The sequence below is a fragment of the Mycolicibacterium frederiksbergense genome, assembly GCF_012223425.1.
GTDB lineage: Bacteria > Actinomycetota > Actinomycetes > Mycobacteriales > Mycobacteriaceae > Mycobacterium > Mycobacterium frederiksbergense.
In genome coordinates, this window is the sequence record NZ_CP038799.1 from 1,548,818 (window position 1) to 1,563,529 (window position 14,712).

Here is a 14,712-nt window from a genome sequence, read left to right on the forward strand (position 1 = left end):
ACGCCAGGTGAGCGCCATCGTTCGCGGCGAAGACGCTGCGAACCCACCGCAGCCCCGTCACCCCATTGTGCGATCGCACAATGCTTCCGGGCATTCATGTGACACCGACGTTACGATCGACCCATGAGCGAGCCGGGGGCCGACCAGGACGGCGTCGCCCCGACGTTCCGCGACCTGTTGATGCGGTCCGGCCTCGGCCTGCACGCCCTGACCACCGACACCGAGCAGCTCGGCCGGACGATCACCTGGTCACACACCACCGAGCTGCACGATCCCTCGCCATATCTGCGTGGCGGGGAGCTGGTGTGCACGGTGGGCATCAGCCTGCGCAGCGCGGCCGACTGCGACACCTTCGTCGACGCGCTGTCCCGGTCCGGGGTGGCCGGCATCTGCTTCGGCACCGGCGATGTGCACGACGCCACCCCGCAGGCCCTCGTCGACGCATGCACCCGGGTCGGCCTGCCGCTGCTGATCGCACCGCCGGCGGTGCCGTTCTCCACCGTCAGCCGCTATATCGCCGACTTCCAGTTCGGCGGCGCGGTCGCCACCGCGCGGGCCACCAATGCGCTGGTGCCCGAGCTGCTTTCCTCCCAGCGACGGCGCGAGTCGGTGCGACAGTTGCTGGACCGGGCCGGTCAGGTGCTGGGCTGCTACTTTCTCCTCGAACCGCCGGGACAGGCCGCCGATGCCGCGGTATCGGTACCGGTCGACGGGATGGGCACCGTGGTGTGGGTCGGGCGCGGCGACCCACCGGAACCCGCCGTGCTGGAGGTCATCGCCCGGTTCGTCGCCGCGGCCCAGGGCGAACGCGATATCGAGGCGGCGCTGGCCCGCGAGCGCGTCGGGCAGCTGCTGTCACTGGTGGAACGCCGGATGCTGCTGCCCGACGCCCTCAACCAGCTGCTGGACTGGCCTGGCCTGACGGCCCGCGAGATCGACTGTTCGGCGTGGCCGGCCGGCGCCGGGGCGCTGCTGTCGATGGCGTTCCCCGACGCGCTGGTCGCCGATGCCCCCGAGGTCTGCCTGGTGCTGAGCACCGGTGCTGACCGACTGGACGAGATCGCCACCGACCTGTCACTGCCCTCCGGTCATGCCGCCGCGGGACCGCTCACCGAACTGGGCGCCTCGATCGGTCAGGCCCGCATCGCGCTGGACCTGGCCCGGCAACGCGGCGGCAGCATCGGCCCCGATCAGCTGAGCACGTTCGGCAGCCTCCTCGAAGGGCTGCCGCCGAGCCGGCTGGCACCGTTCAAACAGCAGCTGATCGATCCGCTCGAAGAACTCGACCGGGATCGCGGCACTCAGCATGTGCGCACCCTGCGGGTGTTCCTGGCGGCCAACGGATCTCTCATCGATACCGCCCGTGAGCTGTTCCTGCACAGCAATACCGTGCGGCACCGGCTGGCCCGGATCGGCCAGATCACCGGCCGTAATCCGCTCGACTTCGAGGATCAGGCGGCCTTCACGATCGGCCTACGGGCAGCGGATCGACTTTAGGTTAGGCATGCCATACTCGGCCGGTGCCGGAGTATGCGATCGAACTGGACGACATCACCAAGTCCTTCGGGGAAAAACAGGCCCTGAGCGGCGTGACGTTCCGCATGCCGGCCGGCACCGTGCTCGGGGTGCTCGGGCCCAACGGCGCGGGCAAGACCACCACCATCAACGTGCTGTCCACGCTGATCCGGCCGACCTCCGGATCGGCGAAGGTCGCCGGCTACGACGTCGTCACCCAGGCCGCCCAGGTGCGCAAGAGCATCGGGCTCACCGGCCAGTACGCCGCGATCGACGAGATGCTGACCGGCCGGGAGAACCTGGTGCTGTTCGGCGAACTCAACGGGCTGACCCGCGCGCAGGCCCGCGCCCGCGCCGACGAACTGCTCGAGGCGTTCAGCCTGACCGAGGCCGGCGGGCGCCGGGTCGGCACCTACTCCGGCGGGATGCGCCGCCGCGCCGATATCGCCTGCGGGCTGGTCGCCGAGCCCGCGGTGGTGTTCCTGGATGAGCCGACGACCGGGCTGGATCCGCGCAGCCGGCGCGAGGTCTGGGATCTGGTGAGCTCGCTGACCGGCCGCGGCACCAGCGTGCTGCTGACCACCCAGTACCTCGACGAGGCGGATGCGCTGTCGGATTCGATCGTCGTCATCGATCACGGCAGGGTGATCGCCGAGGGCACCGCCGACGAACTCAAGGAACGTGTCGGCGGCAGCTTCTGCCAGGTGACACCGGTACACACCGCCGACGGGCCGCGCATAGCGCAAGCACTGTCCGGACTCGGGGACGTCAGCACGGACCCGGACACCGGGGCACTGTCGATTCCGGCACCGGGCGGCCTGAGCACGCTCAGCGAGGTGTTCCGCCGGCTCGAGGCACTCGATATCGAGGTCGGTGACATCGCGCTGCGCAAACCCTCGCTGGACGAGGTGTTTTTCACCCTGACGGCCCCGGCGCCGTGACCGCACTCGGCGCGCTGACCCGGCGGTCGGTGCTCGGCACCCTGCGCGGCGGTGACCTGGTGTTCGCCGTCGGCGGGCCGATCGCATTCTTCGTGTGCTTCGACATCACCCTGCGCAATGTCATCGACACCGGCACCATGAGCTACGCCCAGTACATCCTGCCGGTCATCGTGGTGCAGGCGATGATCTTCACCGCCATGACCACCGCCGACCGGGCAGCGCGAGACAACCTGAGCGGTATGGGTATTCGGATGCGCTCACTGCCGATCACCGCGCTGGCACCGGTGACCGCCCGGATGCTCTCGGCGCTGGTGCGGGCAGGCGCGGCGATGGTGGGCGCGGTCGTCATCGGATATCTGTTCGGCTTCCGGTTCTCCGGCGGTGTGGGCGCGGTGGCTGTCTTCGTGGGACTCGCGCTGCTGCTGTCGCTGGCGTTGTCGCTGGGCGCGGACGCCCTGGGATCACTGGCCGGCAGCACCGAGGAGGCCGGCCAGACCCTGTTGATCCCGCAACTGCTGCTGGTGATGCTGTCCACCGGAATCGCTCCGGCGGAGGCGTTCCCGTCCTGGCTGGGACCGTTCGTGCGGCACCAGCCGGTGTCGGTGATCGCCGAGACATTGCGGGGGCTGGCCATCGGCGAGTACCGCCACCTCGCGCTCAGCCTCACCTGGTGTGCCGGGCTGTTGGTGGCGTTCGGCGCGATCGCGGTCCGGATGCAAGGCCGATGAGCGCCTGCGCGAAGAGCAACGGATCCAGTGCCGTCGCGTTGTTGCGCCAGAGCCGCCTGCAGGCCCGCCGGCTGCTGCTGGGCTGGCAACGCGCCCCGGTCGTGTTGATCCAGTCGCTGATTTTTCCCACCTTCCTGCTGATCGTCTACAAGCAGGTCATCGGCGAATCGGTGCTGCACCTGACCGGCGGGAACAGCCTGTACGGCCTGGTACCGATGTGCGCGATCGCCGGGGCCCTGTTCGGCGCGATGGGCACCGGCGCGGCCATCCCCGACGAACGTGAGTCCGGTCTGCTCAGCAGACTGTGGGCACTGCCCGTGCACCGGGCCAGCGCGCTCACCGGCAGACTGCTCGCCGAGGGAACCCGGGCCTTCGTCGGCACCCTGGTGATCACCGCCGTCGGCGTCGCGATGGGCCTGCGCTTCGGCCAGGGTTGGCCGGCCGCACTCGCTTTCGTGGCGATCCCGGTGTTCATGGTGGTCGGGTTCGCCGCCGTCATCGTGGCCGTCGCCGTGCAGTCGAACGGGAAGAACATCATCACCGGCCTGTCCACGGTGTGCTTCCTGCTGTTGTTCTTCAACTCCGGCATGGTGCCGGTCGACGTGTTCCCGCACTGGCTCGAACCCGTGGTGCGGGCCCAGCCGATGTCCCCCGCGATCGAAGCGATGCGAGGACTGGCCGCCGGCGGGCCGATCCTGTGGCCCGTGCTGCAGTCCTCGGCGTGGGTCATCGGGTTGCTGGCGGTGTTCGGACCCATCGCGGTGCGCGGCTACCGTGTCGCGGCCGAATCCGCCTGACCCGTGCTAAACACGTCATATGGAGATCCTGGCCAGCCGGATGCTGATACGGCCGGCCGACTACCCGGCGTCCGTTGAGTTCTACCGCGACCGGATCGGCCTGGCCATCGCCCGCGAATACGGCGGTGGCACCGTCTTTTACGCCGGACAGTCGCTGATCGAGCTGGCCGGGCACGGCGAGCCCTCGGCGGGCGGGACTCTTTGGCTGCAGGTGCGCGACGTCTACGCCGCCCAGACCGAGCTGACCGGCCGGGGTGTGCCGATCGCGCGGGCCGCCGCCGAAGAGCCCTGGGGTTTACACGAGATGCACGTCGCCGATCCCGACGGTGTCACGTTGATCTTCGTCCAGGTCCCCGACACGCATCCGCTGCGCCGCGACACCAGGGACTGACGCATGGCCAAATCCGTGTTGGGGCGCGGCACTGCCCGCGCCCGCGTGCTGGAGGCCGCGCTGGCGCAGTTCGCCGAGCACGGTGTCAGCGGCACCACCCTGCAGATGATCGCCGACAGCATCGGCGTGGGTAAGGCGTCGGTCTACTACCAGTTCCACTCCAAAGAGGAGATCGTGGCGGCCGCCGCGCAACCGATGTTCGACGACATGGCGCGCGTGGTGACGATCGCCGAGGCGGTGCCCGACCCCGAGACCCGGCGCGAGATCACCATCAGCGGTTTCATCGAGTTCAGCGTGCGGCACCGGCGGCTGGCCGCGGTGCTGGCCGGCGACCCGGTGCTGGAGAGCCTCGTGCAGTCCCGCGAGGATCTCACCGATATCGTCGACCGCTTCACGAACCTACTGCTCGGCGGTGGGCACGGCCCGGCGGGCCGGGTCGTCATCTCGATGGTCACCAACGGCATCTTCGCCGCGGTCACCGACAAGTCGTTGGACGATGTCAGCGACGAGGACCTGCACCGCACGCTGCTGGAGGTGGCGCAGCAGTTGACGCGCACATCCTCCTACTTCGAATGAGCCCGCCCTACCAGGTCCAGACGCCGGGATCGCTGGGCGGATAACTCGCGCACTTCTTCGTGCCGTGCGCGACGACACCCTTGTTGTTGAAGAACAACTTGGCCCAGTTCGGCCAGTTCCAGGCCAGCTGTTCGTAGAACGCGTTGGTGGCGGTGTCCTCGGAGTACTGGCGCCGGCCCGCATAGTCCATGGAGAAGAACCAGGTGATGCGATCCCGCGCCCACCGCTGCACGTCGGGGGACTTGTTGTTGTAGTCGATCATGTAGCGCTCGTAGTACACCGGATTGGTGTCGCGGACCGCGGCCATGTACTGGTCCACGGTGCAGGTGGTCTTGAGCATGTTGCTCGGGATCGGATACTCGTCGGTGGCATCGGCGGCGGCGATGCCCGGCGTGGCCAGCAGTGCCGCGACGGCACCTGCGGCGGCGATGAATCGGTTGCGGCGGATCACGTTCGGTCCTTTCAACGTCGGTCGGCGGCGCGTTGCAATGCGGGCGCCTGTTCGGGGCAGTAGAGCGGGATCGCTCCGCCGACGAACTGCCAGGCCTGATCCGTCGTGGCCCCCCGGTTCAGTTGTTCGTGGACGAACTCCGCCGAGGCAAAGGCGTCCGCATCGTGCCCGTTGTTCAAACGCTTGCACATCAGCTTGGCTATCCAGGCGTTGAAGTCCTTCTGGCCATAGATCCCGTAGTCGTGCAACTGATCTGCAAACGCTTCATCGCGGTCGGCCTGCGCCACCGGTGCGGTCGCGACGGCCAGTGCCGCGACGCACCCGGCGATGGCCGACTTCATCATCGAAAACCTCATCACACCAACGCATCCTGTGGTCGACGCTGAATCGGCGGCCAGGCTTGCGGTTTCGGCCGCTGGCGCACATGTTGGGGCCACCAGAACCACTTGCCGAGCAAGGCGGCGATAGAAGGTGTCATGAACGAGCGGATCACCAGGGTGTCGAACAGCAGACCGAGACCGATCGTGGTGCCGACCTGACCCATGATCGTCAGATCGCTGACGGCCATCACCATCATGGTGAAGGCGAACACCATGCCTGCCGCGGTGACGGTGGAACCACTGCCACCCATGGCCCGGATCATGCCGGTGTTCAGCCCCGCATGTATTTCTTCCTTCATGCGGGAGACCACCAGCAGGTTGTAGTCCGCGCCCACCGCAAGCAGGATGATCACCGCCATCGGTAACACCATCCAGTGCAACTCGATTCCGAGCAGGTGCTGCCAGAGCAGCACCGAGACACCGAAGGACGCACCCAGCGAAAGCACCACCGTGCCGACGATCACCGCTGCCGCGACGATCGCCCTGGTGAGAATCAGCATGATCAGGAAGATCAGACCGATCGCGGCGATCCCGGCGATGATCAGGTCGTACTGCGTCCCGTCGGCCATGTCCTTGAAGGTGGATGCGGTACCGCCCATGTAGATCGTCGAGCCCTCCAGCGGGGTGCCCTTGATAGCGTTCTTGGCCGCGGTCTTGACCGGATCGATCCGCTCGATACCCTCGGCGGACATCGGATCGCCCTCATGGTTGATCATGAATCGCACCGCGTGTCCGTCCGGCGACAGGAACTGCTCCAATCCCTTTGCGAAATCGGGATTGTCGAACGCCTCGGCCGGCAGATAGAACGAGTCGTCGTTCATCGCATCGTTGAAGGCCTTGCCCATCTCGGTCGACGTCTCCGACATGATGCGCTGCTGCTCCTGCATACCCTGCTGGGTCTGCTGCATGGTCTGCATCATCTCTTTCATGTTGACCATGGTCTGCTTCATCTCGGGCATGATCGCAATCATCTGCGGCATCAGTTCGTTGAGCCGATGCATCTGCGGCATCATGTCGTTCATGTTGGTGGTCATCACATCGATGCCGTCGAGCACGTCGAAGACGGACCGAATGGACCAGCACATCGGGATGTTGTAGCAATGCGGTTCCCAGTAGAGGTAGTTGCGCATCGGCCGGAAGAAGTCGTCGAAATTGGCGATGCTGTCCCGCATGTCCTCGATGTCACCGACCATGAGGTCCATCGAGGACACCATCTTGGACGTGGTGTCGGCCATCTCCTCGGTGATCGTCTGCATCTTGTCCATGCTTGCGATGGTCCGGTCCATGTCCGCCACCTGATTGGTCATGTCGGCGGTGCGGTCGGAATTGTACTTCTCGTTCAACCGCTGCAGCGTGCTGTTCTGACTGATCATGTATGGGATCGAGGTGTTCTCGATCGGCGTGCCGTCTGGCCGGGTGATGGTCTGCACCCGGCCGATACCGTCGACCTGGAAGATGGCCTTGGCGATCTTCTCGATGACCAGGAAGTCGGCTGGGTTCCGCAGATCCCGATCACTCTCGATCATCAGGATCTCCGGGTTCAGCCGGGCCGGTGAGAAATGGCGTTCTGCCGCCGCATAACCCTGGTTGGCACTGATGTCATCCGGTAGGTACAACCTGTCGTTGTAGCTGGTCTTGTAACCCGGCAGAGCCAGCAGACCGATCAACGAGACGGCGATCGAGGAAATCAGGATCGCACCGGGCCAGCGCACCACCGCGGCCCCGACCTTGCGCCAACCCCGCACGCGCCCGGCACGTTTGGGATCCAGGAAGCGCGCGCCCACGGTGACCATGGCCGGCCCGAAGGTCATGGCCGTGACGATCAGCACCAGCATGCCGACGGCCAGTGGCACACCGAGGGTCTGAAAGTACGGCAACCGGGTAAAACTCAGGCAGAAGGTGGCGCTTGCGATGGTCAGACCGGAGCCGACGATCACGTGCGCGGTTCCACCGAACATGGTGTAGTACGCCTGTTCTCGATCCTCGCCGGCGCTCCTGGCCTCCTGATATCGGCCGATGAGGAAGATCGCATAGTCCACCGATATCGCGATGGCGAGCGTGACCAGCAGACCGGTGGCAAACGTCGAGAGACCAATGATCTCGTAATAGCCGAGCGCGGCCACCGCGCCTCGCACGGTCAGTAGGCTGACCGCGACCATCACGATCATCATCACCATCGTCATGAACGAGCGGTAGATGATGAGCAACATGGTGATGATGACCACGAAGGTCAACGCCTCGATCAACCGCATACTGCCGTGGCTGGCCTCGGTCTGCTCGGCCGTCATCGCTGCGGAGCCGGTGACAAAGACCTCGACTCCCGGAGGCGCCGCCACGCTGTGCACGATGTTCTTCACGGCTTCAATGGACTCCAGCGACAGCGCCTCGCCCTGGTTGCCGGCCAGGTTTGCCGAGACGTAGACGGCCTTACCGTCCCCGCTCTGCACACCGGATGCGGTAAGCGGATCGCTCCACAAGTCTTGAACGTGCTCAACGTGTTTGGTGTCCGCGCGCAGCTTTTCGATCAACTCCGAATAGTAGCGACGAGAATCGTCACCAAGCTTGTCCTTGCCCTCCAGCACGATCATCACCGAGCTGTTGGACTCGTATTCGTCGAAGACGCGGCCGATGTGCTCGGTGGCGATGACGGCCGGCGCCTCTTTCGGGCTCATTGAGACCGACCGCATCTCACCGACCGCTTCCAGCTGCGGGACGGCAACGTTCAGTAGGACCGCAATGGCGATCCAGCCCAGGATGAAGGGGATGGCCAACTTTCGGAACAGCCGCGCGATCCTGCCGAAATGGGCGGTTTCGTGTGCAGCGGGCACGACGGCGATGGGCCCGGTGGGCGCATCCGCACTATGCGCGCTCATGCGATCCCCTCGCAGGCTCGGGTCTCGCATGTCACCCGTCGATTCGCTCCGCAAGCCTCGCTCATGCGACCCCCTCGCAGGCTCGGGTCTCGCATGTCACCCGTCGATTCGCTCCGCAAGCCTCGCTCATGCCGACTTCACGATGCAGAAGGTCTGGACGTTGGTGCCGCTGGTGCTGCGCTCATCCTTGGTCTCCCCGTCGACGAGCACCCGACAACCCAGGAAGCTGGTCTTGCCCTGGGCGACGATGTTGGCCGCGGCCGAGGGTTCGGTCGTCTGCAGCGTGACCGACCACGGCAGGATTGCACCGTCGACGCGCTGCGGTTCACCCTGCAGGTCCACGTAGTTCACATCCACTGCCGCCCCTTCCGGGCCAAAGATCTCGTAGGTCACTACTTTTGGATCGAACGGCTCAGGGTCGTTGGCGAACTCGATCGGCGTGACCAGTGGCGGGTCGGATGCGAACATGCCGCGGACGCGGTCCACTGTGAAGCCGGCTACCCCCACCACCACGACGATCACCAGGGGCAGCCAAGCCCGTTTGAGCAGTTGCATGTCCGCTTTCCTCCTGCAGTGACGCGCCGGTTGGCTGGTCCGATGAACCCCTCAGCCATCGGTCGCACTCAAGTTATACAATCGGCTTACTTCATACAAGCCATACGGCTAAGTGTTGCTCATCACAGTGCGTAACATTGACTAGCCAAAGGGACGATATGGGCGTGCTTGAGTGCCGCAGCGAGGGAAAGGGCCCCATGGTCAGAGCACGTGGGGCAGCGCGCGACCGCGTGGTCACGGTGGCCGTCGAGTTGTTCGCCGAACACGGCGTGCAGGGCACCTCGCTGCAGATGATCGCCGACCGGATCGGCGTCGGCAAGGCCGCGGTCTATTACCAGTTCCGTTCCAAGGACGAGATTGTGCTGGCCGTGTTGCGGCCGGTGTTCGACGATGTCGCGCGACTCATCGAGGCCGCTGAATCGTTACCGCACAGCGAGTGTCGACGCGACGCCGCCATCGAGGGAGTCGTCGACCTGATGGTCCGTCAGCGCAACGCGGCGTTCCCGTTCCGCAGGGACCGCTACATCGACCACCTCGTCGCCCGGCACCCCGAGCTTCAAGCCATCGCCGACCGCTTTCGCGCCTTGTTGCTGGGGCCCGATCACGACTACTCGACACGCGTATCGCTGGCCGTGGCCGTCACCGGAAGCTACTACTGCACCACAGTTTCGACGCTGAACGATATCGCCGCCCCGCAGCTGCGCACGGTGCTGCTCAGCTACTTCAAGCGGTGCCTGGTGCCCGCTCAGCGAGCCGGTGCCGCCAGCGGCCAGCCCACCGAGGCCAGCCGCGACGCAACCTGATGCAGCTCTTCGGGATTGGGCTCCTTGGCGATGATCATCTGGATGGCGCCGCTGATCTCGGCCTCGGTCACCGGCGTGTCACCGTTGCTGGACCGCAGGACCGCCTGGGCGGCCTTGACCACTTCGTCCTCGGTGAGTGAACGCTTCAGCAACGCCAGCAGCGCGAAGTAGTCCGTCTGAGGAACGCCCTCGGGGTAACCCTGGTGCAGCCAGCCGAGGACGCTGTCCAGAAAGCTCTTGTTCTCACTCATATCCATGTACTCACTTCTTGGGCAGGAACGGGAAGAGGTCCACACCGGTGTGGTGAATGATCGTGGCCCTGGTGATCCAGAGCACCGCGGTCACGATCACCCAACCGACGAAGACGAACAGTGCGATACCGAGAAACTTCAACGCGGGGTTCGCAGGGGCCGCGGTGGCATCCGCGCCGTCGCCACGGGCGTAGGCCACCAGTCCGAGCGCGAACACGGCGGGCAGACCCGCTCCGAGCAACAGGCCGATACCCAGCACCTTCAGAATGCTCTCCATGTACACCATCAGAATTCCTTAGCTTGTTGCGGTCAGACCGATGCGGCGGGCTTGCTGTCCGAACCGATTTCGCGTAGCTCGGCCGGAACGACGGAGTTGGTCGACGCATCCCAGTCGGCGTTGACATTGCTGTGGTCGACCTTCTGCTGCTGGGCGCGCCACCACATGTAGGCGGACAGCCCGACGAGGAGCAGGAAGATCAGCCCATCGCCGACCAGGTCGGAGCCGGTCAGCGACTTCACCCCGTTGGACAGCCAGTACGACAGTGCGCCGACCAGCCCGGCGGCGGGCAGCGTGACCAGCCAGGCGACGGCCATCCGTCCCGCGACCGCCCAACGGACCTCGGCGCCGGGCTTACCCACACCGCTACCGAGGATCGACCCGGTGGCCACGTGCGTGGTCGACAACGCCATACCGGCGGCGCTGGAGCTCAGAATGATTGCCGCAGAGGAGGCCTCGGCGGCGAAACCCTGAGGTGACTCGATCTCCACCAGGCCCTTGCCCAGCGTGCGGATGACCCGCCAGCCGCCCAGGTAGGTGCCGAGGCCGATGGCGACCGCACAGCTGAAGATGATCCAGAACGGAAGGCCCTGCTCCTTGACATCACCGGTCAGGTGCCCGGTGGTGATGAGGGCGAGCGCGATGACACCCATGGTCTTCTGCGCATCGTTGGTGCCGTGCGCCAGCGCGACCAGCGAGGCCGTGGCGATCTGCCCCCAGCGGAAGCCCTCCCGGCGCTGCTTCTCGGCAACCTTGCGGGTGAGCCGGTAGACCATCCAGGTGCCGCAGCAGGCGACCAGACCGGCGATGACGGGTGCGGCGACCGCGGGGATCAACACCTTCTGGGTAACCCCGGACCAGTTGACGCCCGCGGTGCCCAGCGCGGCCAGGCCGGCGCCGATGAGCCCACCGAAAAGCGCGTGCGAGGAACTCGACGGGATGCCGAACAGCCAGGTCAGCAGGTTCCACAGAATTCCGCCGATCAGACCGGCGAAGATGATGGTCAGGCCCGTCGAAGCATCGATACCCGGCAACAGCGAACCGGTGCTGGAGTCCTGCACCTTCAGCACCGAGGTGGTGACCGTGACGGCCACCTCGACCGAGAGGAAGGCACCCACCAGGTTCAGCACGCCCGCCAGCACCACCGCGGTCTTCGGCTTGAGCGCCCCGGTCGCGATGGAGGTCGCCATCGCGTTGCCGGTGTCGTGGAAGCCGTTGGTGAAGTCGAATGCCAGTGCTGTGGCAATCAGCAACACCAGAATGATCAGCTCAGCGCTCATGCCGCAATTCTGAGACACCTCACAGCATTTCGCGTACTTTCCCCCAAGTCGGGAGTCGTCTCTCACCTGCGGGTTTGGGGTGGAGCCCGAAGTTGTTCTTCCAGCGTTCATGGTCGCGCCGGCCCGCGTTGGAGATTGTCGGCAACATCGGCGCAGGTGACACCCATCTGGCAGGCTGGCGCAGTGAACGCAATGCTGGCGGAAGACGCCGCACGGGTGCGGGCCCGGCTGTCCACCCCGGGCCGGCGCCTCGATGACCCGAGACAACAGGATCCGGAGGGCCCGGCATCACCGTCCTGAGCACTCTCCCCGTCGGCACCGGCGCCGCGGCCCTGGCAATACTGCCGGATCTGGAGACCGCACTCGCCGGGGGCGGGGCCCGTCTGCCGGTGCCGGCCACCGATACCCGCCAGCGCGACCTGCTGACCGCCACGCTGCGCGCCGGCGAACTCATCGACGACGATATCGCGGTCGTCGTGTCGACCTCGGGCACCACCGGAATCCCCAAGGGCGCCATGCTTTCCGCTGCCGCGCTGACCTGCAGTGCCACCGCGACCCACCGGCGCCTCGGCGGTACGGGCCGTTGGTTGCTGGCACTGCCCGCCTATCACGTGGCCGGCCTGCAGGTCCTGGTGCGCAGTGTCGTCGGCGGTAGCGCGCCCGTCGCACTGGGCGCGAGTTTCGAGCCCGCCGACCTGGTCGCCGCGGTGGCCGCAATGGGAACCGGGCGGCGGTACACCTCGCTGGTGTCCAATCAGCTCGACAAGGCGCTGGCCGACCCATCGGCCGCCGCGGCGCTGGCCGAACTCGACGCCGTCCTGATCGGCGGTGGCCCGATGCCGGCGGGGGTGCGCGAGAAGGCCGCGGCCGCTGGGGTTCGTGTGGTGCGGACCTACGGGATGAGTGAGACCTGCGGTGGTTGTGTGTACGACGGTGTGCCACTGGACGGCGTGCAGATACGCCTCGACGCGGGGCGGGTGTCCCTCGGCGGGCCGGTGCTGGCGTCCGGGTACCGCAATCCGGCCGACCCCGACCCGTTCGCCGAGCCGGGCTGGTTCCGCACCGATGACCTTGGTGCGGTGGATGATTCGGGTGTACTGAGCATCCTGGGCCGTGCCGACGACGCCGTCAGCACCGGCGGGCTGACTGTGCTGCCCCAGCTGGTGGAGAACGCGCTGGCAGGCCACCCCGCCGTCGCCGAGTGCGCGGTGTTCGGGGTGCCCGATGCCCGCCTCGGACAGCGCGTCGTCGCGGCGGTCGTGCTGGCGGCCGGGCAGCGCGAACCGACGCTCGCCGAGCTGCGGGCCCATGTCGGCAGGACCCTCGACCCCACCGCCGCACCGCGGCAGCTGCACTTCGTCGATGAACTCCCCCGGCGGGGCATCGGCAAGCTGGACAGGCGGGCACTGATCCAACGATTCGGGGCATGATGGATCGGGTGAGCACCGAACCAGTCGAGATCACGTCGGTTGACGCCCTGCGAGAGATCGTCGGCCATCCCGCACCTGCGGTGGCCAACAAGGTGGGCGACCGCCTGCTCGATGTACACCGGCAATGGGTGGCCAACTCGCCGCTGTGCTTCGTGGCCACCACCGACACCGACGGCCGGGTGGACGTCTCCCCCAAGGGCGATCCGCCCGGATTCGTGCACATCATCGATGACACCACCATCGCCATCCCGGAGCGCCCCGGCAACAAACGGGTGGACGGCTATCTCAACGTGCTGACCAATCCGCACGTCGGCACGATCTTCGTCATACCGGGTCGCGGGGATACCGTGCGGATCAATGGCCGGGCCCGAATCCTTTCCGACGCCGACTATTTCGACGATCTCGCGGTGCAGGGAAAGCGGCCCATCCTGGCACTGGAAGTGCACGTCGACGAGGTGTTCTTCCACTGCTCGAAGGCGTTCCTGCGCTCGGACGCCTGGAAGCCCGAGACCTGGACGCCGGATTCGGTGCCGAGCACCGCGGCGTTGGCCAAGTCGTTCAAGGCCGAGCAGAGCATGGCAGAACTCGAGGCGTACTACAGCGAAGAGAACTACCGCAAGATGCTCTACTGATCGCCCTTGACGAAGACGGCCCGGGTGTAGAGCAGGTGGAAGCCGCGTCGTTGCACATTGCGCTGCGACAGCGACCCGGGCGCCGTGGTGACCACGGCGATATCGGCGCCGGCGTGGACGGCATCGCGCAGGCGGGCGGCGAGCAGTGCGGCCTGAACGCCACGACGGCGGTGGTCCGGCGCGGTGGCCGCGCCGGTCAGCTGCGCCACACCATCGGTGACGCGCATGCTCCCGCCGCCGGCGATAGGCCCATCGACCACCGCCACATAGGGGGTCACGCCGGCCTCCGCGAAATCACGTTCGGCGCGGTCCACCACCTCACGCGGGAACTCTTCGGGGCTGGGAACCCCTTCGCCGTCCGGGTGCGCGAACCCCTCCACCACCACGTCGACCCAGGCGTCGAGTTCGTGTTCGGAAGCCGGACGCACCTCGATACCCTCCGGCACCGGTTCGGGTGTGTCGCCCAGGGCGCGCCCGAGTACGTCCTCGAAGGCCACCACCCGATAGCCGCGGGCACCGAGCAGTTCGGCGATCCGCGGATCGGCGAGGGTGCTCAGTTCGATCGGGGTCGGTGACCCGTGATCGGCGTAGGCGCGCTCGACCGCGCGGATATCCGCCTCGGTGGGCACTCCCGCGAATCCCAGTCCCACCACCTTGTTGAACGGCGCGCCCGGCCCTGCGTAGGCGGCCACCCCGCGGGCCAGCGGCAGCGCGAACCCGTCCGCGCCGCGCCGGCCGGCCGCAGCGACCGCCGCGCCGATGAGCGCAGCTTCGGCGTGCTCGATGCGCCGGCCCAGCTCGATACCGCAGAACAGGATGCTCACGGCGGGAC

General features: G+C 66.6%; 17 protein-coding genes. 9 read left to right on the forward strand and 8 right to left on the reverse strand.

Going from position 1 to position 14,712, the window contains the following annotated elements; all coding sequences use genetic code 11:
* Positions 1 to 123 precede the first annotated feature (123 nt).
* From EXE63_RS10390 to EXE63_RS10415, 6 genes are read left to right on the forward strand one after another with little or no spacing between them, the layout of a single operon-like run.
* The gene (locus tag EXE63_RS10390) at positions 124 to 1,497 is read left to right on the forward strand and encodes a PucR family transcriptional regulator (RefSeq protein ID WP_168141875.1); all 1,374 of its coding nucleotides are present in this window, start codon (positions 124 to 126) and stop codon (positions 1,495 to 1,497) included.
* Between the two features lie 23 nt (positions 1,498 to 1,520).
* Entirely contained in the window at positions 1,521 to 2,456 is a 936-nt protein-coding gene (locus EXE63_RS10395; protein ID WP_168141876.1) for an efflux ABC transporter ATPase subunit, DrrA-related, read from the forward strand.
* A complete protein-coding gene (locus EXE63_RS10400) occupies positions 2,453 to 3,184 on the forward strand; it encodes an ABC transporter permease (RefSeq protein WP_168141877.1) in 732 nt (243 codons plus the stop codon). The genes EXE63_RS10395 and EXE63_RS10400 overlap by 4 nt, the downstream gene beginning before the upstream one ends.
* Positions 3,181 to 3,981, forward strand: coding sequence for an ABC transporter permease (locus EXE63_RS10405; protein WP_168141878.1), 801 nt, complete (start codon positions 3,181 to 3,183; stop codon positions 3,979 to 3,981). The genes EXE63_RS10400 and EXE63_RS10405 overlap by 4 nt, the downstream gene beginning before the upstream one ends.
* A 19-nt stretch (positions 3,982 to 4,000) precedes the next feature.
* Positions 4,001 to 4,372 carry a VOC family protein gene (locus tag EXE63_RS10410; RefSeq protein WP_168141879.1) on the forward strand — a complete coding sequence of 124 codons (372 nt, stop codon included), beginning with the start codon at positions 4,001 to 4,003 and terminating at the stop codon, positions 4,370 to 4,372.
* Between the two features lie 3 nt (positions 4,373 to 4,375).
* Entirely contained in the window at positions 4,376 to 4,948 is a 573-nt protein-coding gene (locus EXE63_RS10415) for a TetR/AcrR family transcriptional regulator (RefSeq protein WP_168141880.1), read from the forward strand.
* 7 nt (positions 4,949 to 4,955) lie between these two features.
* Here EXE63_RS10415 and EXE63_RS10420 read toward each other — a convergent pair whose 3' ends face one another.
* The 4 genes from EXE63_RS10420 to EXE63_RS10435 form a co-directional block, all read right to left on the reverse strand.
* Positions 4,956 to 5,396, reverse strand: a complete 441-nt coding sequence (locus EXE63_RS10420; RefSeq protein WP_372513078.1) for a DUF5078 domain-containing protein — start codon at positions 5,394 to 5,396, stop codon at positions 4,956 to 4,958.
* Between the two features lie 14 nt (positions 5,397 to 5,410).
* Positions 5,411 to 5,740, reverse strand: a complete 330-nt coding sequence (locus tag EXE63_RS10425; RefSeq protein ID WP_168141882.1) for a DUF732 domain-containing protein — start codon at positions 5,738 to 5,740, stop codon at positions 5,411 to 5,413.
* A 14-nt stretch (positions 5,741 to 5,754) separates the two neighbouring features.
* Entirely contained in the window at positions 5,755 to 8,652 is a 2,898-nt protein-coding gene (locus EXE63_RS10430) for an MMPL/RND family transporter (protein WP_168141883.1), read from the reverse strand.
* A 126-nt stretch (positions 8,653 to 8,778) separates the two neighbouring features.
* Entirely contained in the window at positions 8,779 to 9,207 is a 429-nt protein-coding gene (locus EXE63_RS10435) for an MmpS family transport accessory protein (protein ID WP_168141884.1), read from the reverse strand.
* A 197-nt stretch (positions 9,208 to 9,404) separates the two neighbouring features.
* Here EXE63_RS10435 and EXE63_RS10440 point away from each other — a divergent pair, with 197 nt between their 5' ends.
* The gene (locus tag EXE63_RS10440; RefSeq protein WP_168141885.1) at positions 9,405 to 10,010 is read left to right on the forward strand and encodes a TetR/AcrR family transcriptional regulator; all 606 of its coding nucleotides are present in this window, start codon (positions 9,405 to 9,407) and stop codon (positions 10,008 to 10,010) included.
* Here the strand turns inward: EXE63_RS10440 and EXE63_RS10445 are convergent.
* Genes EXE63_RS10445 through EXE63_RS10455 form a run of 3 tightly spaced genes read right to left on the reverse strand, consistent with a single transcriptional unit; the run spans position 9,953 to position 11,818 of the window.
* The gene (locus tag EXE63_RS10445) at positions 9,953 to 10,261 is read right to left on the reverse strand and encodes a DUF3349 domain-containing protein (protein WP_168141886.1); all 309 of its coding nucleotides are present in this window, start codon (positions 10,259 to 10,261) and stop codon (positions 9,953 to 9,955) included. The genes EXE63_RS10440 and EXE63_RS10445 overlap by 58 nt on opposite strands.
* A 10-nt stretch (positions 10,262 to 10,271) precedes the next feature.
* Positions 10,272 to 10,547, reverse strand: a complete 276-nt coding sequence (locus EXE63_RS10450; RefSeq protein ID WP_168141887.1) for a hypothetical protein — start codon at positions 10,545 to 10,547, stop codon at positions 10,272 to 10,274.
* Between the two features lie 23 nt (positions 10,548 to 10,570).
* On the reverse strand, positions 10,571 to 11,818 hold the full coding sequence (locus EXE63_RS10455) for an inorganic phosphate transporter (RefSeq protein WP_168141888.1): 1,248 nt from the start codon (positions 11,816 to 11,818) through the stop codon (positions 10,571 to 10,573).
* Between the two features lie 287 nt (positions 11,819 to 12,105).
* Between EXE63_RS10455 and menE the strand changes: the two genes are divergently transcribed.
* Positions 12,106 to 13,248 carry an o-succinylbenzoate--CoA ligase gene (gene menE, locus EXE63_RS10460; RefSeq protein ID WP_168145507.1) on the forward strand — a complete coding sequence of 381 codons (1,143 nt, stop codon included), beginning with the start codon at positions 12,106 to 12,108 and terminating at the stop codon, positions 13,246 to 13,248.
* Positions 13,248 to 13,880, forward strand: a complete 633-nt coding sequence (locus tag EXE63_RS10465; protein ID WP_168145508.1) for a pyridoxamine 5'-phosphate oxidase family protein — start codon at positions 13,248 to 13,250, stop codon at positions 13,878 to 13,880. The genes menE and EXE63_RS10465 overlap by 1 nt, the downstream gene beginning before the upstream one ends.
* Here the strand turns inward: EXE63_RS10465 and EXE63_RS10470 are convergent.
* Complete coding sequence (locus tag EXE63_RS10470; protein WP_210000678.1) at positions 13,874 to 14,695, reverse strand: GNAT family N-acetyltransferase; 822 nt, start codon at positions 14,693 to 14,695, stop codon at positions 13,874 to 13,876. The two genes, EXE63_RS10465 and EXE63_RS10470, sit on opposite strands and share 7 nt — an antisense overlap.
* Positions 14,696 to 14,712: the final 17 nt, after the last annotated feature.